The organism is Phenylobacterium sp., from assembly GCF_035276905.1.
GTDB lineage: Bacteria > Pseudomonadota > Alphaproteobacteria > Caulobacterales > Caulobacteraceae > Phenylobacterium.
The window spans coordinates 25,454-44,199 of sequence record NZ_DATELG010000096.1; the positions used below are offsets into that span (position 1 = coordinate 25,454).

Here is an 18,746-nt window from a genome sequence, read left to right on the forward strand (position 1 = left end):
AGGCTTTTTCTTCCCTCGGCCCCGGCGCGTCTCACGAAGATCTGAGGATGCTCGCCGTGATAAGGCCGAGTTTCGGCCACAGTGTCGGGCAGGAAGGTTCAAACCGCCCAATTGGTTGACGGACGGGGGCGCCGGGCTCTCGGCTTGCCTCTCCTGAAGTTGCATCGATCCGCTGCGCTGCGGGATCAAACTCCTCCGCGCGGTGTTCTGGCTGTGGACCGGGGCGTCGAAAGCCGGGCGCCACAGGCGGATGAGGACGGGCAATGAACCAAGACGCATACTCCGACAGCGATCTGCTGCGCGCCATCGACGAGCCCGTAGAGCACCGGCTCCAAATGCAGGGCCCCGACCCGGCCGATGGCGATGGAACGGATGGGAACGACGGTGACGGAACGGACGGCGCGGACGGTGACGGAACGGACGGAACCGACGGCGACGGAACCGACGGCGACAACGACGGAACGGACAGCTGATCCGGACCCCGTATCTCCCGGCCTCGCCGGCCTGATCGGGCCGGCCGAGGTCGCCGGCTTCCTGAAGCACAGTCTCGGCCAAGCCGTCTATCGGACGCGTCTGGCGCCAGCGGCTGCGGCCGAGCTGTTCGGCTGGCCGCAGCTCAACGCGGCGTTGGCCGAGCATCGGCTGGCGCCGCCGCGGCTGCGCCTGGAGCGCGCCGGGGCCGACGTGACGCACGGGATATTCCGCGCGCGCCGCACCCGGCGCGGCGCGGTTCTGCAGGACCTCGACGTCGCGGCGCTCACCGCCAGCCTGCGCGACGGCGCGACCCTGATCGTCGATGCGGTGAACGAGATCAGCCCGCCGCTGCAGCGGTTGTGCGCCGGGCTTTCGGCGGAGCTCACCGCCGCCAGCCAGGCCAATCTCTACGCCTGCTGGGGCGTCACCCAGGGCTTCGACGTGCACTGGGACGACCACGACGTCTTCGTCGTCCAGGTCGAGGGCCGCAAGCAGTGGGCGCTCTATGGCCCCACGAAGCCGGCGCCGACCCGGCGCGGCCCGGCGGCGGACGCGCCGTCGCCGCAGGGCGAACCTGAGCAGATCGTGCTCGGGCCGGGCGACGTGCTCTATCTGCCGCGGGGCCACTGGCACGCCGCGGTCGGGCTGGGCGAACCGACCCTGCACCTGACGATCGGCCTGACCCGCAAGACCGGCGGCGACCTCTTCCAATGGCTGGCCGACGAGGTCTTCGCCGACGAGATCGGCCGCGCCGACCTGCCGTTCGAGGCCGGCGACGCGGCGGTGGCCGAGCGGCTCGCCCGGCTGGTGGCCGGCCTGGCGGCGCGCGATCCGCAGGACCTGGCGCGCCGCTACCGCCGCCACGTCGAGGCGCTGCAGCCGCAGCGGCCGGCGCTGTCCTTCCCGCACATCGGCGAGGAAGAGGCGCCGCTCGCGGCCGGCGCCGAGCTCAGCCTCGCGCCTGGGCCCGCGCGGCTTCGGCGATCCGAGCGCGGCCTGGTGCTGAGCTGGCGCGGCGTCGAGTTTACGCTCGCGCCGGATCTGGAACCTCTCTTGCGACGTCTGCTGGCCGGAGAGACGGCGTCGATCGACGCTTTCGGCCGCGCCGCGCCCGGCGCGTCGGCGGCCCAGCTGCAGGGCTTCCTGCGCGAGATGCTGCGGCGCGGGGTCTTCGTCGTGCGTGCGGACGCAGCGCCGTGAATTTCTGTTCCCGCGTCTCGATCGCCAGGCATGAGCACCTCGCCGGCACCGGGGTGCGCGCCCAGGCCTATGTCTTCGTGCCGGTGCCGAAGCGCTTCTGGCACGAGCGCGAGATGAACTCGCACTGGGCCTCGCGCGAGGAGCTGCAGGCGGTCCAGGCGGCGCGCAAGGCCGGCGTCGTGACGCGGCTCTACAACCCGCAGCCGGGCGATGCGACCGAGGAGCTGCCCGTGATCGTCCACGCCCAGGACGACCTGCCCGCGCCGGGCCTGAGCTCGCTGGTGGCGCTGTTCGCGCGGCGCTGGCGCGTCGATCGGACCGGCCGGCCGACGCTGGCCATCTGCACCCACGGCACCCGCGACCGCTGCTGCGCCAAGTTCGGCTTCGCCGCCTACCAGTCCGCCCGCAAGCTGGTGGAAGAGGGGATTTCGCCGTTCGAGGCGATCGAGAGCTCGCACCTCGGCGGCGACCGGTTCGCCGCCACGGGGATCTTCTTTCCCTCCGGCAGCATGTACGCCCATCTGGGCGATCTCGACCTGGCGGCGCTCTGCACCGCGGAGACGGGAGGCCGGATCGATCCCGCGCGCTATCGCGGAAGGGTCTACGATCCGCAGGTGGTCCAGCTGGTGCGGGCGGGCCTGGCGCGCCAGGGCCTGCTCAACGACGCCATCGCGCCGGTCGCCATCACGCCGAAAGGGCCGTGCGACCTGGAGGCGAGCGTGCGCGGACAGCGCTTCCACGTCCGCCTGAAGGCGGCCGAGGTCGAGTTCTACGGCAGCTGCGCCGCGCTCTCGGCGGCCAAGCCCTCGCACGGCACGCGGACGGTCTTCGATCACGCGGAGCGGCTGGGTGCGCCCGGACGATGACGCCGGCCTTCAGCGCCGGATCCCGTTCCAGTAGCGCGTTCAACGAAACGTCAGGGACGCCGCCGCCGCAGTAGCGTTAATGACGTGACGGGCCGAGCGGGAAACGTCGCATGCCTCAACAACCCAGGGTCGCCGCAAAGCCGCTGGTGCGGTGCGCGCAGCGGCTGGTGGTGGGCGTGCTCGCCGGCCTGGCGTCCCTGATGCTGCGCTATGCGCTGGCCTCCGTGCTGGGGCCGAGCGAGCCGTTCCTGCCGCTGTTTCCGATGATCCTGCTTTCGGCGTTGATCGGCGGGACCTGGTCGGGCGTGACCTGCCTGATCGTGGATCTGGTCGGCGCCTGGTACCTCTTCCTGGGGCCGCCGCATTCGTTCGTCCTGGCGCAATACGAGCTCGGCGGGCTGATCGGCACCTCGGTCGTCGGCCTGATCATTCTGGGCATGGTCTCGGCGCTGTTCCGCCTCGTCGCGCGGGCGAAGGCGGCCGCCGAGCACGAGCGGATCATCGCCCGCGAGTTCGCCCACCGCATGCGCAACACCCTGACCTTGGTCCAGGCGATCAGCCGCCGCACCTTCACGCCCGCCCGGCCGCTGGAAGACGCGCGACGGGACTTCGAGGCCCGGCTCGGCGCTCTCTCGGACGCCCATGGCGCCCTGCTCGAGGCCAGCGGAGAGACGGCGGAGCTGAAGGGCGTCCTGATCCGCATCCTCAGGCCGTTCGGTTACGTACCGGGCGAGCCGCGCATCAGGGTCGAGGGGCCGACGGTCATGCTGCGGCCGCAGGCGGCGACCGCGGTGGCGCTGGCGCTGCACGAGCTGGCGACTAATGCGGTGAAATACGGGGCGCTTTCCGCGCCAAGCGGGCGCGTGGCGGTCGAGTGGCGGCTGGAGGGCGAGGCCGATCCCGAGCTGCGTCTGACCTGGCGCGAGAGCGGCGGACCGGAGGTGGTGGCCCCGCCGAGCCGCGGTTTCGGCTCCCAGCTCATCGAGCGCAACCTTGGCGAGGCCCTGGGCGGCTCGGCCCGGCTGGAGTTCGCGCGGGAGGGGCTGCGCGCGGAGATCGCCGCGCGCGTGGGTTAGAGGCAAGCTCGGCCGTCTCCGCCCCTGTTCCTTGTACCCAGGGTGGGCCATGCTCCGCACGAGAGCAGCCTCGGGCGATTCGGCTAACCTCCGGACGCAAAACAGAGATGAGTAGCCGGGCATGGTGAGCGACGGGGTGATTTACGACATCGGCGCCGACAACGGCGCCTCCGCGCGCCTGGGTCGTCGCCCGGCGGCGCACCGGGCCTGAACGATGGCGCCGCTCTCTCGATTTCGTCGCGTCGTGATCGTGACGCCCGTGGCCGTGACGGGCGGGCCCGAGGCCATCCACCAGCTGGCCTACTCGCTCAACTGCCTGGGGGTGGACGCCAAGCTGGCCTATCTCGGCGCGTCGAACGCGGTGCAGATCGCCCCGGACCGGGTGCTGTGCGCAACGCCGACGCATCCGAACACCATGGAAATCTATCGCGACTATCGCCCTCAGGTCGCGCCCGAGATCCCGCTCGATCCGCAGACCCTCGTCATCCTGCCGGAAGTCTTCGCCGCACAGCATGCGATGTTCCAGAACTGCGGCGTCGCCGTCTGGTGGCTCTCCATCGATAACGCCATTGCGTTCAATCCGGCGCTGGGCGAACCGGCGGGCCGCGCCGAGGTCTTCCAGCGCGACGACCTCATCCACCTGCACCAGAGCGTCTATGCGCGCGAATGGCTGCGCCATAACGGCGCCCGCAACCTCTATGACCTGGGCGACTACACCACCGCGCTGTTCCACAGCCCGGAAGTCGCCACGCCCCCGCCGGGGGCGGCCGCCTCGTTCAACCTCCAGAAAGGCGCAACCCTCGCGGAGGAATTCTTCGCCGCGCACCCGAGGTTCAATGGGCTCGGGCTGAAGGGGTTCTCAAAAGCCGAGCTGCGGGACATTTTCGCCGAGCGGCTTCTCTACGTGGACTTCGGCCATTTTCCAGGGAAGGACCGAATGCCGCGGGAAGCGGCGGCCTGCGGCGGCATCGTGTTCGTGCATCGGCAAGGCGCCGGCGCGTTCTATGACGACTTCCCGATCGCGGACTTCTTCAAATTCACGCCCGAGGACATTGCCTCTGGCGAGCTTGCCCGGCGCTTGGACGCCGTCGTCGCCGATCCGCAACGGCATTGGGCGGAACAAGCCCACTACCGCGCGTTGATCGCCTGGGAAAAAGCCAGCTTCCACGATCAGGTCATGCGCCTCTGGGGCGTCAAGCGGATGATCTAAACGGCGATCGCGCGGCCCTGCGCCGCGGAGGCGAGCTGCTTTTCGAACAGGGCCAGCGCCCGGGCGCAGGCCTGGTCCATGTTGTAGTACGCGTAATCGCCAAGCCGGCCGGCGAACCAGACCTGCCCGGCGAGGTCGGCCGCAAGCCGCTGGTAGGGTTGCAGCATGACCGCCGATTGCGCAGTCGGGATCGGATAGTAAGGCTCGGTGCGGCCCGGCGCATGCGCCTCCGGAAACTCGTAGATGAGCTTGCCGCCGCCCTGCGTCGCGCCCGCGACAAGTCCCTGATCGGTGATGCGCGTGAAGCTGAATTCGTTCGGATAATTCACCGTCGGGGCAGGTTGGGAGGCCCCAGCCGCCTGGTCGACAAATTCGAAGCGGATGGTGCGGTAGGGAAGCGCCCCGTTCGAGTAGTCGAAGAACTCGTCGATCGGACCGGTGAAGACCACCCGGCGGTATCGGCTCGGCTCGACGTCGCGGAAGTCCGTGCTCAACACGAGGTCGATGTTTTTGTGGTCGAGCATCCGGCCGATCATCGCCGTGTAGCCGTCCTTCGGCATGGCTTGCCAGCGATCATGAAAGTATCGGCCGTCGCGGCTGATTTCGACCGGAACGCGGGCGGTCACCGAAGGATCTAACGCATCGGGTTCGAGGTCCCACTGCTTGGACGTGTAGTTCTTGAAGACCTTTTCATAAATATAGTCGGCGAGCAGTCGAACGTCCGAATTCGTGGACTTGCGCAACTTCAGAATCGGCGGCCGCGCGCCGAACCCGTACTCGGCGATCAGCGCCTCGCACAGCCGCTGGCCGAAGTTGAAGGGAAAGCACGCCGCGATGGAGTCGAGGTTGAACGGGATCGGCACGAAATTGCCGTCCACATGCCCGAGCACCCGATGGAAATATGGCCGCCATTCAGTGAAGCGGGACAGATAATTCCACACCTTCAGACTGTTGGTGTGAAACAGGTGTGGCCCGTACTTGTGGACGAGCAGACCGCCGCCTTCATCTTCGTCGTAGGCGTTGCCCGCCGCATGCGGACGCCGGTCAATGACAAGAACCCGTTGATCAAGCTGCGACGCCAGCCGTTCGGCGACGGTAGCGCCGGTGAAGCCGGCCCCGACGACAATCCAGTCATACGTCTTCACACCGGCCTCCACCCCGAAGCGCCCAGTTCTTCAGCGCCGCGCCCTTAATGCGCTTTACTCGAGCGACGCCAGGGCGGCCCGCAACATCGTAGCCTGGTCGCGATTCGAGAACACTTCGAAGCCCTTCTGGCCGAGCGCGAGGCGACGGGCCGGGTCTGCGAGCAGGCCAAGGCAGGTCGCCGCCAGTTCCTGATGAGGCGCAAAGGCGATCGCCTCGCTCAGGTCCGCCTCGATCTCCTTATCGTGACCGCTCTCGGAGACGACCGGTATGCGGTTGGCCAGCAGGTAGGACACCCGCACGATCTCCAGGACCCTGCCTTCGTGGTAGTGGATGTTGAGGACGAGCTTGGCCCGCGCGAAGAGCGCGTCGCGCTCCTCGCCATAGGCGTTGTTGGCGACGATGACCTTGGCGCCGTGGTTGGCCACCTCTTGCAGAACGGCCAGTCGGCGCGGGCTCATCGAGCCGACGAACAGGGCGTCGATGTCCGGCTCCGGCGCGGCCGGAATGCGGCTTAGACCGCTCGCATAGCCGATCTCGCACAAGGTCGCCGTGACCCCCTGCGCGGCCAGGGCGTCGATATTCCGCGAGCTGTAGTCCCAGACTTGATGCCGGCGCAGCAGGTCGACATAGCCATTGGCCATCCATTGGGAACCCTGGCTGACCTGTTCCAGGTTGAACAGAATCGAGCCTGGCGGCGGCGCAACGGGGCCGAGCAGGTCGGCGCCCAGGACGATGGGCGTGCCGTGGATCTGTTCCGGTTGGGTCACGATCGGCGCCTGATAACCGAGCGCGGCGAAGGCCTCGCCGAGGGCCAACGCGACCTCTTCAAAGCAGCGGCTGTGCAGGTATCCCGGCGGGCTGACGATCCATATGCAGTAAGGAGATTGGTTCATGCGCCCGCGCCGTTGCCCTGATCGCAGAGCATGTGGGGGCGGGCGCAGCCTTGCAAGCCTGCCGCGCCAGACTCGGCGATCCGGCGGTTGGAAACGCGCTCAGCCGGCGCCGTGCGGGCTGACCAGCTCCGAGGGCGGGAAGGGCGGTCTCGGGCGCGGCGCGCCTGTCCCGCCCCGCGCCCGGTCGGCGGCCTCGATCAGCTGTTGCGCCAGCTCATCGGCCATGTCCGGGACCAGCCTGCGGGCGGCGCCGCCCGGCATCTGCAGCAGGACGTCCTCGCCCTCGACGTGGACGCTCAGCTGGTCGTGCAGGTTCTCATCGGCCATGGCTGGAAAAGCGGCGGCGGCCGTCTGCGGTTCCCCTACGAGTAGCGAGCCTCCTCAGCGAAGGCGGCAGGCCGGGGCGCCTCGGCCTGGACCAGCTCGATCACGTCGGCTGTGTAGCTGGCGGTGTTCTGGCGGGCGGCGGCGGCGCCGAACACGCCGTTCATCTCCAGGGTCTCGAAGCCGGCGCCGAGGCTGAAGAGGGCGCGGAAAGCCTCCTTCTCCAGAAGCGGCGTCGGCAGGATCCGCACGTCGGCCTGGCGCAGCTGGGCCACCACGCTCTTCAGCATCTTCGGCTTCAGGGCGGCGGGCACGCGGGTGAGCAGTGCGCGGTGCGCCAGCGCCTTGCCGGCGCGGCGGCCGAACGCGGCGACCATCTCCGAGGCCTTGATCGCCTCGCGCAGGTCGAGCTGCGAGCCCGCCACCGGCGTCAGCACCAGGTCGAAACGCAGGGCGGCGAAGACCATGGCCCCGCGCTCGGAGCCCTCGGTGTCGACGATGGTCCACTCCGGCGAATAGCGCTGCGCCTCGCGGGCGGCGTCGCGGATGTCCTGCACGGTGGGCGCGGGATGGACGGTGATCTTGTCGCGTCGGTTCGGCAGCTCGGCCCAGTGCACGAGCGGCTTGTTCGGGTCGGAGTCGATCATCGCCACGCGCTGGCCGCGGTCGGCCAGGCCGAGCGCGAGCGCCAGGGCCGCGGTGGTCTTTCCGGCGCCGCCCTTTGGACTGACGAAGGCGATGTTCGGCATGCGCTTGGTCCGCTCCCTGTGGCCCCGCCTGATTGAGCCGGCAAGTCAGGCGCTTTCGTGTCCCGAGCCGTTGCTGCGGGGGCGGACGGGTTGCGACACGACGTCCCGGTCATCCTCAGGGTTAAGGGCCCCGTTCGGTCAAGCTCTTATGAGCTGGGCCGTGATCGGCGCCGGGATCAGCATCATCTGCATCCGGTCGAGTGGAAGTGTCGCACATCTGACACTTAAGGTTGGCCGCGGTGTCACGTTGAGCGGCTACCGACCCCCAGCCCAGCGCAGGACGGATCAACGCCCGCGCCGGATGACACCCTGGGGGATGATATGAGAACTGGTTGGCTCGGCGGCGCGGCCGCCTGCGCGATCCTTTGCGCCTTCGCGAATACGGCTGCGGCGGAAGACGCCGGCGCCGCGGCGGCCACGGAGACCCCGGCGGCGGAAGCCGCCACGGCGGCCGAGCTGGTGGTCTTCGGCCACGGCCAGACCCGCGAAGTGCAGACGATCACCGCTCAGCAGATCATGAACGTCGCGCCGGGCACCAGCCCGATCAAGATGGTCGAGAAGCTGCCGGGCGTGAACTTCCAGTCCGCCGACGCCTTCGGCGCCTACGAGTGGTCGACCCGCATCTCGATCCGCGGCTTCAACCAGAACCAGCTGGGCTTCACCCTCGACGGCGTGCCGCTGGGCGACATGACCTACGGCAACCTGAACGGCCTGCACATCAGCCGCGCGGCGATCTCCGAGAACCTCGGCCAGGTGCAATTGGCGCAGGGCGCGGGTTCGCTGTCGACCGCCTCCAGCTCGAACCTGGGCGGCACGGTGGAGTTCTTCACCCGCGACCCGTCCGAGGCTTTCAACGTCAACGTCCAGGGCACCGGCGGCTCGGACAGCATGTACCGGGGCTTCATCCGCCTCGACACCGGCGTGCTGCCGACGGGCGGCAAGGGTTATGTCAGCTACGCCAACCAGAAGACCGACAAGTGGAAGGGCTGGGGCGAGCAGAAGCAGCAGCAGATCAACGTCAAGTACGTCCAGCCGCTCGGCGAGGCGACCGTCACCACCTACTACAACTGGTCCAGACGTCGTGAGAACGACTACCAGGACATGTCGAAGGAGATGATCAATCGTCTCGGCGACAATTGGGACAACATCTCCAACAACTACGCCGAGGCGACCCAGATCGCCACGACTGCCCTGGAGTATTACAAGGCCAACGGCCACTCGGGCGACCCGTCCTTCTGCGTCTCCGACCCTGGAGACAACGGCAACGCCAGCGCCTACCCCTCGCCGGTGCGCTGCGACGACGACGCCTACTATGACGCCGCGGGCCTGCGGGATGACAACCTCTGGTACGTCAACGGCAAGACCCCGATCACCGAGAACCTGAACTTCTCGGCCACCGTCTACGGCCACCACAACAAGGGCCAGGGCAGCTGGTTCGCCCCGCTCAACCCCAGCCCGAACTACGGCGTGGCCGGGGCGACCACCGCCAACTCGCCGATGTCGTTCCGCACCACCGAGTACGGCATGGACCGGATCGGCGTCTTCGGCGCGGCCGAGCTGAAGCTTGGCGACCACACGATCCAGGCCGGCGGCTGGTACGAGGACAACGACTTCGATCAGGCCCGCCGCTACTACGCCCTGGACCTGGCGGCGCCCAACCGTGACGCGCTGGACTTCCAGTCCAACCCCTACAAGACCCGCTGGGACTACGCCTTCAAGACCAAGACCACGATGCTGTTCATCGAGGACAGCTGGAAGATCACCGAGGACCTGAAGGTCAACTTCGGCGCCAAGTCGCTGAAGGTCACCAACGACGCCCGGTTCGTGAACGGCTACGACACCAGCGTCGCGCGCGGCGGCGGCATCGACGCCAAGGACGGCTTCCTGCCGCAGGTGGGCTTCAACTGGAACATTCCGGGCGCCGGCGAGGTGTTCGGCGACTACGCCGAGAACATGCGCGCCTTTCAGTCGGCGGCGACCTCGGGGCCGTTCTCGACCACCCAGGCCGGCTTCGACGCCATCAAGGACAAGCTGAAGCCCGAGACCTCGAAGACCTTCGAACTCGGCTACCGCTTCCGCATCGACGCCTTCCAGGGGCAGATCGCCGCCTACCACGTCAAATTCGACAACCGGCTGCTGGCGACCTCGGTCGGGTCAGGCGTGGCGGGCAACCCGGCGGTGCTTTCCAACGTCGGCAGCGTGACGACCAAGGGCGTCGAACTCGCCGGCGCCTGGGCGATCACCCAGGATTGGACGGCCTTCGCCTCCTACGCCTACAACGACTCCAAGTACGACGACGACGTCCATGACGGCTCCGGCGTCCTGATCGCCCGCACCGCCGGCAAGACCGTGGTCGACACGCCGAAGTCGATCGCCAACCTCGAGCTCTCCTACCACCACGGCGGCTTCTTCGGCTCGATGGCCGGCCACTACACCGGCAAGCGCTACTACACCTACACCAACGACCAGAGCGTGCCGTCCTACTGGGTGGCCGACCTGACCGCGGGCTACCGTTTCGAGGGCGAGGACTGGCGCAAGGGCCTGGAGATCCAGGTCAACGTGACCAACCTCTTCGACAAGGACTACGTCGCGACCGTCGGCTCGAACGGCTTCACCAACTCCGGCGACAGCCAGACCCTGCTGATCGGCGCGCCGCGGCAGTGGTTCGTGACGCTCCGGAAGGACTTCTAATGGGTCGCGGCTGACGGCGGCTCCGCCGGCGGCGGCTTCGCCGCTGGCGCCGCGGCCTGCGCCGGCGCCTTGCCTTTCAGGGTGTCGGTGAACGCGCGGGCGGCGTCTTCCAGCGCCGCCGCCGTCGCCGCCCGGGCCTCGTCCTCGGACGGGGACGCAGGCTGGGGCGCCTTGGCGCCCTTGGCCGGCTTGGCGGGGGGCGCGGCCTGGGCGGCGCACAGGGCGGCGCAGGCCGCTTCCAGCGCATCGCGCAGCGCCTGGCGCCCGTTCTGGCTCGCGGCCAGGTCGCGCAGGCCCCGACGCAGGGGCTTGGGCATCTTCACGCCCGCGAGCGTCTTCGGAATCTTCTTGTTCGCCATGTCCGTCTCCGGATGAATTTGCGAGCTTGCGAGACCATGATCCCGACGGGTCCCGGCTGCAAGTACGCAGCGTTCCCAAGGGTTTGCGCCGGCGTCGGCCCGCGCCTAGATTCCGCTATGCTGCGGCGGGCTACGACGGCCCATCGGCGCGCCGATTGCGGCCCCATTCCGGACGTTGGGCCAGAGCGTCGTCGCAAGAGCGCTTTCCCGCCGCAGCGCCCACCGTCGACACGTCCGGGCGGCCCGGCTACACCGAAACGGGGCCGCTGAAGGATTCTGGATCTTGGGTCGACCGGTCTTGGCCGTCGCCGCCTCAGCGGCCGTCTGCGTCCCGGCGCTGGCGCTCGCCGCCCAGCCGCGGGCCGTGGTCGACGGCGACCTGGAGCCCGCGCTGCGCGCCGAGATCGTCCGAGAGATCGGCGAGGCCGACAAGGCGGTCGACAACCGCTTCGAGGCCCATCGGCGAGCGCGCGACGCCGCCGAGGCGGCGATCGCCGTGCTGCGCTCGGAGGGCTATTACGGCTACGACGTCGAGCCCCAGGTGGGCGAGGGCGACGCGCCGGCCCCGCACATCCACGTCACGCCGGGGCCGCGGTTCACCCTGGCCGCCCCGGCCATCGAATGGGTGGGAACCGCGCCCCCCGCCGCGGATGAAGCCGCCGCCGAGAAGGCCATGCGCCTCAAGCCCGGCGCGCCCGGCCGCGCCGCCGACGTGGTGGGCGCCGAAGGCCGCATCGTCTCGGCCCTGCAGCAGAAGGGGTTCGCCGACGCCAAGGCCGAGCCTAGGCGGGTGGTCGTCGACCATGCCGACGCCTCCGTGCAGCCGACCTACCGCATCGCCACCGGCGCCAGGGTCCGCCTGGACGGGATCGAGCTCACCAGCTCGGGGCGCACCAATCCGCGGTGGGTGCAGGGTCTGGCGCCCTGGAAGACCGGCGAGACCTACGATCCGGAGCTGGTCGCCGAACTGGAGCGCCGCCTTGTCGACCCCGGCGTCTACAACCAGGTGACCGTGGCGCTCGCGCCCGAGGACAAGACCACGCCGCAGGGGCTGCGGCCGGTGGTGGTCAGCCTCGCGGAACGCAAGCCGCGCTCGATCGAACTGGGCGCCAGCTACGCCAGCGTCGAGGGCTTCGGCCTCGACCTGCGCTGGATCCACTACAACATCTTCCACCGGGCCGACACGCTGACGTACTTCGCGCGCGTGTCCAACATCGACAGCCGGCTCGGCGTCACCGAGGCTCTGCCGCACTGGCGCCGCCCGGCCCAGACCCTCACCCTCGACGCCGAGGCCTACGACTCCAACACCCCGGCCTACGACCAGACCGGCGTCACCGCCCGCGCCGACGTCCAGCGGCGCTACGGCAAGACCTCGTTCGTCTCGCTCGGCGCCTCGGCGGACTACAGCCGCACCAACGAGCTGAAGATCGGCACGCTCGCCCCGCTGGGCCGCAACATCGCCACCTTCGCCCTGCATGGCAGCGCCTACCTCGACCGCTCCGACGACGCGCTGGATCCCAAGCGCGGCTGGCGGTTGACCCTGGGCGCCGATCCCTCCGTGCTCGCTGGCTCGAACGTGCTGCCCTATGTGCGGGTGCAGACGATCATGACGGCCTATCTGCCATTCCAGCGGTCGGCCTCGCCGCGGACCGTGCTGGCTGGGCGCCTGCGCGTCGGCAGCATTTTGAGCGGCGGATCCGTCGAGGACATTCCCGCCTCGCAGCGCTTCTACGCCGGCGGCGGCGGCTCGGTGCGCGGCTTCTCCTACCAGGGCGTCGGCCCGAAGCTCTCCGACAACGATACGCCGGAGGGCGGCCTGGCGCTGGTCGAGGCCTCCGCCGAGGTCCGCCAGCGGCTGTTCGGGCCCTGGGGCGTCGTCGCCTTCGTCGACGCCGGCTCGGTGGCGATCCACAAGGCGCCCGACTTCTCCAACCTCAGCGTCGGCGCGGGCCTGGGCTTGCGCTACGCCCTTCCGTTCGGCCCCGTGCGCGTGGACCTGGCGACTCCTGTCGCCAATCGCAACGGCGCCTCGCCGCTGCAGATCTACGTGAGCATCGGACAGAACTTTTGAGCGAGGAGTCCGACACGCCCGCCGCCCCGGAAGCGGCCGAGGCCGCCCAGGCGGCGAAGGCCTCGCGCCTGCCCAAGGCGATCGTCGCGGCCTGCATGGGGCTGATGGCGATCCTGGCGGCGCTGATCCTCACGATGCGCTTCGGCGTGCTGCTGCCCCAGGCGCGTCAGTTCATCGAGGCGCGCACCGACGGGTTGAAGCTGGGCAGCTTCGGCCGGCTGAAGATCGAGGGGCTCACCGGCGACGTCTGGCGCGACTTCCGTATCCGGCGGCTGACCGTGCGCGACGACCAGGGCGTCTGGCTCGACGCGAAAAACGTCCATATGCGATGGCGTTACGGCGAGCTCCTCATCCGCCGCTTCCACGCCAGCGAGATCGAGGTGCAGAACCTGCAGCTGATCCGCCGGCCGCACCGCACCCCCTCGACGGGCCCGGAAGAGCCCATGCCGGTCGCGGTCAACATCGACGCGGCGCACGGCCAGGTCGAGATGCTGCCGGCCTTCAGCGTCCAGCGCGGCGTCTACGACCTGTCGCTGTTTCTCAACCTGCGCCGCAGCGGCGGGATGCGCGGCACCGTGCGGGCGGCCAGCGTACTGCGGGCCGGCGACCACCTGAACCTGCAGTTCGACCTTCGCAAGCGCCGGCCGCTTCTGGTGCTCGCCGACGTGGTCGAGGCGCGCGGCGGGGCGATCGCGGGCGCCGCCGGCCTGCCCGCCAACCAGCCTTTCCTGCTGCGGGTCCAGGCAGGCGGCCGCACCTCGGCGGGCCGCTTCACCGCGCTCGCCATCTCCGGCGCGACGCGGCCGCTGGAGGCGTCAGGCGCCTGGTCGCCGGACGGGGGGCAGGCGAGCGGCCGGGCCATGCTCACCGCCTCCAGCCTGACGGCGGGCTTCGCCGAGCGCTTGGGGCCGGAGGTCCGCTTCAACGTCTCCGGCCGCAAGGCCGACAAGGGTTTCTATGACTTGGCGCTCCAGGCAAGCGCGGCCAACCTCTCGCTGCAGGCCCAGGGGCGCGGCGACCTCGGCGCCCGCAAGCTCGCGCCGAAGGGGGTCAGCCTGGCGGCGTCGAGCCCGGCTTTGTCGAAGATCACCGGCGGACCGCAGATGGGCGCGGCCCGGCTCACCGGCATGCTGACGCAGACGGGCGCAAAGTGGCGGTTCGCCGGCCCGGCCACGGTCTCCCAGCTGGCGATGGCCGGCTACGGCCTCGACCAGGTCTCGGGCCCGCTGGAACTGAGCTACGATCCGAACGAGATCGGCGTGAAGGTGCAGCTGGCCGCGCGGGGCGGGCGCGGCGCGGGCTGGGTCGCAGCCCTGATGGGGACCGCTCCGCGCGCCAATCTCGAAGGCGGGCGGCTGAAGGACGGGCGGATCTTGCTGCGCAAGCTGGAGGTGGCCGGCTCGGGCCTTCGGGTGCAGGCGAGCGGCGGCCGCGGCTTCCTGGGCGGTCTGACGTTCAAGGGGCAGGCGGACGTGACGAACCTTTCGGCCGCCCATGCCGGCGCGAGCGGGACGACCCGCATCGACTGGTCGGCGGCGCAGGCGCGGGCGCGCGAGCCCTGGAACCTCAAGCTCGACGCAATGGGCGACAAGCTCGCCACCGGCTATCCGGAGCTCGACCGGCTGCTGGGGCAAAAGCCCCAGCTTTCCGCCCAGGGCGCGCTGCAGGGGCGGCGCCTGTCGCTGACCAAGGCCAGCCTCAAGGGGGCGGCGATCAACGCCGCCAGCGCCGGGGTGATGAACGAGGACGGCAAGCTCGCTTTCAAGCTGGACTGGAGCGCCCAGGGTCCGTTCCGCGCGGGGCCGGTCGAGATCGCGGGTGCGGCCAGGGGTAATGGGGCGCTTAGCGGCACGCTGGCCGCGCCGCGCGCCGATCTGATCGCCGACTTTGCGGAAATCGACGTGCCGAACCTGCCGCTGAAGGCCGCGCACGTCACCTTGAGCTTCCTGCGCCAGGCGGACGGTTCGAGCGGGATGATCTCGGCCACGGCGGCCAGCGCCTACGGCCCGGCGCGGGCGCGGGCCGACTTCCGCTTCCCGGAAGGCGGGGTGGACCTCTCCGACCTGTCGGTCGACGCCGGCGGGATCAAGGCCGACGGCTCGGTGGGCCTGCGCCGGACCGGCCCCTCCGCGGCCAACCTGACCCTTGCGGTCAGCAAGGGCGCCTTCCTCGAGGCCGGTCATGTAGCCGCGGTGGTGCGGATCAGCGACAGCGCGGGCGGCTCGCGGGTGCAGCTCAACCTGACGGCGCAGGACGCGCGCACGCCCGGTTCGACCACCACCTTGACCTCGGCCAAGCTCGTCGCCGACGGGCCGCTTGCGCGCCTGCCTTACACCCTGGCCGCAAAGGGGGTGGCGAGCGCCGGACCATTCTTGGCGAACGGCCGTGGCGTCTTCTCCCAGCTGCAGCCCGGCTACGCGGCGACTTTCGACGGCGCGGGCCGGCTGGGGGGGCGCGACCTGAGCACCACCGAGACCGCGACCTTCCGCTTCAGCGACGCCGAGCGCAGCGCCCGCCTGCGCCTCGCCTCCAGCGACGGCGGCCGGATCAGCGTCGACGGACGCCTCACCAAGGCGATGGCGGACATCCACGCCCAGATGACCGGCGTGGGCCTCAACCTGGTCGACGAGGATCTGGCGGGAAAGGTCGACGCGACGCTGGCGGTGCAGGGCCAAGGCGGCCATCTCGAAGGCGGACTGGACGCGCGGCTCAGCGGGGCCCGCGGCCGAGGCGCGCCGCTCGCCAGCGGCGTCGACAGCGTGGTGCGCGGCCGCCTCGCGGGCTCCAGCCTGACCATCGACGCCACCGCCACCAATGGCCAGGGCCTGAAGGCCAACGCCAGCGTGGTCCTGCCGACCGAGACCTCCGCCGCCCCGTTCCGCGTGGCGATCGCCCGGCAACAGCCGATGAGCGGCAAGTTCTTCGCGAGCGGCGAGGTGCGGCCGCTGTGGGACCTGCTGATCGGCGGCGAGCGCAGCCTCGGCGGCCAGGTGGAGACGCAAGGCACGATCGGCGGGACGCTCGCCGACCCGCAGGCGTCGGGCCAGATCTCGGTCGCCGGCGGGCGCTTTGACGACGGGGCCACGGGCCTGTCGCTGCGCAACATGACGATCCAGGCGAACTTCGCCCGCACCGGCGTGGACGTGACCCAGGCGACCGGCGAGGACGGCCAGGGCGGATCGGTGTCCGGCTCGGGGAAGATCAGCCTCGAGCGCCAGGGCGTTTCCAGCTTCCGCCTGAACCTGCACGGCTTCAGGCTGATCGACAACGAACAGGGCGTGGCCTCGGCCAGCGGCCAGGCGACGATCAACCGCGGCGCGGACGGCAAGGTGAAGCTCTCCGGCGCCCTGACCATCGACAAGGCGACGATTGCGCCGCGGCTGCCGGGCGGAACCAGCGTGGTCACCATGGACGTCGTAGAGAAGAACCGCCCGCCCGAGCTGGTCGCCGCCGAGCGGGCCACCACCACTGCGGCTGCCGCCGACGGGACCGGGGGCTGGGCGCTGGACGTCAGCCTGCGCGCGCCGGGCCGCGTCTTCCTGCGGGGGAAGGGTCTCAACGTGGAGCTGTCGCTCGACGCCCATGTCGGCGGGACGACCGCGGCCCCGACGCTCTCGGGTACGGCGCGGGTGGTCCGCGGCGACTACGATTTCGCCGGCAAGCGGTTCGAGTTCGACGACGAAAGCGTGGTCTATCTCTCCACCAAACCGCGCGACATCCGCCTCAACCTCGCCGCTACACGCGACGACCCGACGCTCACCGCCGTCGTCAAGATCACGGGAACGGCGGCCAAGCCGGAGCTGACCTTCACCTCGACGCCCAGCCTGCCGAGCGACGAGGTGCTCTCCCAGGTGCTCTTTGGCACCTCCGCCTCGCAGCTGTCGCCGTTGGAGGCGGCCCAACTCGCCGCCGCGGTGTCGGCGCTGGCCAGCGGCGGCGGCCTGGACGTAATCGGCAACCTGCGCGCCTTCGCCGGCCTCGACCGCCTGTCGCTGGGCGGCGGCGATTCGGCGAGCGGCGGCGTGACCGTCTCCGGCGGCAAGTACATCACCGAGAAGATCTATCTGGAGGTCAGCGGCGGCGGCCGCGAAGGACCTTCGGCCCAGGTGGAGTGGCGGGTGAAGCGCCAGCTCTCGATCCTGTCGCGCTTCGGCGGGCAGAACGGCGCCAAGCTGGCCATCCGCTGGCGGCGGGACTACTGATCGGCCCGAGCTTTCGCATAGGCCTGGGTCCCGCGGGTCAGCACCCGGTCCTCGGGAATGATCGCGGCGATCGGGATGTCCTTCGCGCCGGCCAGCCGGGCGTAGAGCGCGGCGAAGTCCTGCAGACTCGCGGCCAGCAATGCCTCCAGCGACGGAATGACGAAATAGACCTGCTGGAAGTCGTCGATCCGGTAGGGCGTGCGCATCACCCGCGCCAGGTCGAACGCCAGGCGGTTGGGCGAGGGATCGTCCAGCGCGAAGCGGCTCTCGGCGTGGCTGGAGACGATGCCCGCGCCGTAGATCCTGAGGCCTTGCGGCGTCTCCAGCAGGCCGAACTCGACCGTGTACCAGTAGAGCCGGGCGAGGTTGGCGAGCCGGCCCAGCCCCTGGGCCCGCAGGCCTCCCTCGCCATAGGCCTGCATGTAGTCGGCGAACACCGGGTCGGTCAGCATCGGCACGTGGCCGAAGACGTCGTGGAAGACGTCGGGCTCCTGCAGGTAGTCGAGCTCATCCGGCCTGCGGATGAAGCGCCCGGCGGGAAAGCGCCGGTTCGCCAGGTGCTGGAAGAACACCTCGTCGGGCACGAGGCCCGGCACGGCCACCACCGTCCAGCCGGTCAGCCGCGCCAGCTCCTGGTTGATGCGCGCGAAGTCCGGGATGCCGCCGCGATGCAGGTCGAGCGCTTCCAGCCCTTTCAGGAACGGGTCGCAGGCGCGGCCGGGCAGGAGCTCGACCTGGCGTCGGTAGAGGGTGAGCCAGACCTCGTGCTCAGCGCCCGAATAGGCGTTCCAGTTCTGGTCGATCGTCCAGTCGGGTCGCGCGCCCGGCGGCGGCCCGCCGGTAAAGCCGTCTGCGCTCATGCACTCAGAATGGCCCCGTTCGCGGGGAATTTCCGTGCGGATTTTCCACGCTTTGCCATCTGCCGAGGCGTTTTCTTGCGCCGCGGGGGCGGCCTAGCGGGTTCCCTGCGGCTCTGCAGCGGCGTTGCTGGCGGCGATGCCGCGCAACTCGGCGATACGCGCGCGGGCGAGGTCTTCGGCCATGTCGGGATCCTCGCGCCGCACGCGGTCGCGCCGGATGATCCAGCTTTCCTGCGCCACCGACAGCGGGCCGACCGGGGCCCCGGCGTTGAGCGCCTCGGCGTAGGCCTTGTTGACCTCCTGGTCGAGGGAGGCGAGGGCGGAGACCCTGTCCGTAGCTGCGCGGTCGGCGGCGGCCTGGGCGGACGACCGCCCCTTGGCGAGCGTCCGGGGGGCCGGCGCAGCCTTGGGTGGGACACTCGCGCGGGCGAGCGGCTTGGGGGGCGCTGCCGCGGGCTGGGCGGGCCGGACGGCGACGGGCGCAGGTTCAGCCGCCGGCTCACCGGCAGGTACGGCCTCCACGGCGGCGGCAGGTTCGTTCGCCGGCGGCGTCGCCTGCTCCGCAAGCCCCGGAGCCGGGGCGGCGATGGACGGCGCGGTCATGTCGGCGGCGGGCGTCGCGGCG

General features: G+C 70.2%; 14 protein-coding genes and 1 pseudogene. 8 read left to right on the plus strand and 7 right to left on the minus strand.

Going from position 1 to position 18,746, the window contains the following annotated elements:
• The first annotated feature begins 263 nt into the window (after nucleotides 1–263).
• The 5 genes from VJS38_RS04130 to VJS38_RS04150 all read left to right on the plus strand — a co-directional run bounded on the left by VJS38_RS04130 (nucleotide 264) and on the right by VJS38_RS04150 (nucleotide 4,826).
• A complete protein-coding gene (locus tag VJS38_RS04130) occupies nucleotides 264–473 on the plus strand; it encodes a hypothetical protein (RefSeq protein ID WP_324086884.1) in 210 nt (69 codons plus the stop codon).
• A complete protein-coding gene (locus tag VJS38_RS04135; RefSeq protein WP_324086885.1) occupies nucleotides 409–1,674 on the plus strand; it encodes a cupin domain-containing protein in 1,266 nt (421 codons plus the stop codon). Before VJS38_RS04130 ends, VJS38_RS04135 begins: the two co-directional genes overlap by 65 nt.
• Nucleotides 1,671–2,540 carry a sucrase ferredoxin gene (locus tag VJS38_RS04140; protein WP_324086886.1) on the plus strand — a complete coding sequence of 290 codons (870 nt, stop codon included), beginning with the start codon at nucleotides 1,671–1,673 and terminating at the stop codon, nucleotides 2,538–2,540. Before VJS38_RS04135 ends, VJS38_RS04140 begins: the two co-directional genes overlap by 4 nt.
• 110 nt (nucleotides 2,541–2,650) lie before the next feature.
• Nucleotides 2,651–3,616 carry an HWE histidine kinase domain-containing protein gene (locus tag VJS38_RS04145; protein WP_324086887.1) on the plus strand — a complete coding sequence of 322 codons (966 nt, stop codon included), beginning with the start codon at nucleotides 2,651–2,653 and terminating at the stop codon, nucleotides 3,614–3,616.
• A gap of 244 nt (nucleotides 3,617–3,860) precedes the next feature.
• Nucleotides 3,861–4,826: a hypothetical protein gene (locus tag VJS38_RS04150; protein WP_324086888.1), complete on the plus strand. Its 966-nt coding sequence runs from the start codon at nucleotides 3,861–3,863 to the stop codon at nucleotides 4,824–4,826.
• Here VJS38_RS04150 and glf read toward each other — a convergent pair.
• From glf to VJS38_RS04170, 4 genes are all read right to left on the minus strand, one after another.
• Nucleotides 4,823–5,971 carry a UDP-galactopyranose mutase gene (gene glf, locus VJS38_RS04155; RefSeq protein WP_324086889.1) on the minus strand — a complete coding sequence of 383 codons (1,149 nt, stop codon included), beginning with the start codon at nucleotides 5,969–5,971 and terminating at the stop codon, nucleotides 4,823–4,825. The genes VJS38_RS04150 and glf overlap by 4 nt on opposite strands.
• 54 nt (nucleotides 5,972–6,025) lie before the next feature.
• Complete coding sequence (locus VJS38_RS04160; RefSeq protein ID WP_324086890.1) at nucleotides 6,026–6,865, minus strand: hypothetical protein; 840 nt, start codon at nucleotides 6,863–6,865, stop codon at nucleotides 6,026–6,028.
• 99 nt (nucleotides 6,866–6,964) lie between these two features.
• Nucleotides 6,965–7,192 (minus strand): hypothetical protein, encoded by a 228-nt coding sequence (locus VJS38_RS04165; RefSeq protein WP_324086891.1) that lies wholly within the window; start codon nucleotides 7,190–7,192, stop codon nucleotides 6,965–6,967.
• A 35-nt stretch (nucleotides 7,193–7,227) separates the two neighbouring features.
• Nucleotides 7,228–7,938, minus strand: coding sequence for an AAA family ATPase (locus VJS38_RS04170; RefSeq protein ID WP_324086892.1), 711 nt, complete (start codon nucleotides 7,936–7,938; stop codon nucleotides 7,228–7,230).
• Between the two features lie 321 nt (nucleotides 7,939–8,259).
• On the opposite strand from VJS38_RS04170, the gene VJS38_RS04175 reads away from it, so the two are divergent.
• The gene (locus VJS38_RS04175) at nucleotides 8,260–10,629 is read left to right on the plus strand and encodes a TonB-dependent receptor (RefSeq protein ID WP_324086893.1); all 2,370 of its coding nucleotides are present in this window, start codon (nucleotides 8,260–8,262) and stop codon (nucleotides 10,627–10,629) included.
• Here VJS38_RS04175 and VJS38_RS04180 read toward each other — a convergent pair.
• Nucleotides 10,626–10,988 (minus strand): hypothetical protein, encoded by a 363-nt coding sequence (locus tag VJS38_RS04180; protein WP_324086894.1) that lies wholly within the window; start codon nucleotides 10,986–10,988, stop codon nucleotides 10,626–10,628. The genes VJS38_RS04175 and VJS38_RS04180 overlap by 4 nt on opposite strands.
• A gap of 283 nt (nucleotides 10,989–11,271) precedes the next feature.
• Between VJS38_RS04180 and VJS38_RS04185 the strand changes: the two genes are divergently transcribed.
• Together VJS38_RS04185 and VJS38_RS04190 are read left to right on the plus strand one after the other, a co-directional pair.
• Nucleotides 11,272–13,059 (plus strand): autotransporter assembly complex family protein, encoded by a 1,788-nt coding sequence (locus VJS38_RS04185; protein ID WP_324086895.1) that lies wholly within the window; start codon nucleotides 11,272–11,274, stop codon nucleotides 13,057–13,059.
• Complete coding sequence (locus tag VJS38_RS04190; protein ID WP_324086896.1) at nucleotides 13,056–17,261, plus strand: translocation/assembly module TamB domain-containing protein; 4,206 nt, start codon at nucleotides 13,056–13,058, stop codon at nucleotides 17,259–17,261. The genes VJS38_RS04185 and VJS38_RS04190 overlap by 4 nt, the downstream gene beginning before the upstream one ends.
• Here VJS38_RS04190 and phhA read toward each other — a convergent pair.
• Together phhA and VJS38_RS04200 are read right to left on the minus strand one after the other, a co-directional pair.
• On the minus strand, nucleotides 17,255–18,121 hold the full coding sequence (gene phhA, locus VJS38_RS04195) for a phenylalanine 4-monooxygenase (RefSeq protein WP_324086897.1): 867 nt from the start codon (nucleotides 18,119–18,121) through the stop codon (nucleotides 17,255–17,257). The genes VJS38_RS04190 and phhA overlap by 7 nt on opposite strands.
• A gap of 93 nt (nucleotides 18,122–18,214) precedes the next feature.
• Nucleotides 18,215–18,746 (minus strand): annotated as a pseudogene (locus tag VJS38_RS04200) (hypothetical protein); the annotation flags it as partial.

What these genes read in the sequence shown, in the direction of transcription:
- VJS38_RS04180 (WP_324086894.1), bottom strand. Translation starts at nt 10,988, where the DNA reads ATGGCGAACAAGAAGATTCCGAAGACGCTCGCGGGCGTGAAGATGCCC.
- VJS38_RS04175 (WP_324086893.1), top strand. Translation starts at nt 8,260, where the DNA reads ATGAGAACTGGTTGGCTCGGCGGCGCGGCCGCCTGCGCGATCCTTTGC.
- VJS38_RS04145 (WP_324086887.1), top strand. Translation starts at nt 2,651, where the DNA reads ATGCCTCAACAACCCAGGGTCGCCGCAAAGCCGCTGGTGCGGTGCGCG.
- phhA (WP_324086897.1), bottom strand. Translation starts at nt 18,121, where the DNA reads ATGAGCGCAGACGGCTTTACCGGCGGGCCGCCGCCGGGCGCGCGACCC.
- VJS38_RS04130 (WP_324086884.1), top strand. Translation starts at nt 264, where the DNA reads ATGAACCAAGACGCATACTCCGACAGCGATCTGCTGCGCGCCATCGAC.
- VJS38_RS04160 (WP_324086890.1), bottom strand. Translation starts at nt 6,865, where the DNA reads ATGAACCAATCTCCTTACTGCATATGGATCGTCAGCCCGCCGGGATAC.
- VJS38_RS04170 (WP_324086892.1), bottom strand. Translation starts at nt 7,938, where the DNA reads ATGCCGAACATCGCCTTCGTCAGTCCAAAGGGCGGCGCCGGAAAGACC.
- VJS38_RS04165 (WP_324086891.1), bottom strand. Translation starts at nt 7,192, where the DNA reads ATGGCCGATGAGAACCTGCACGACCAGCTGAGCGTCCACGTCGAGGGC.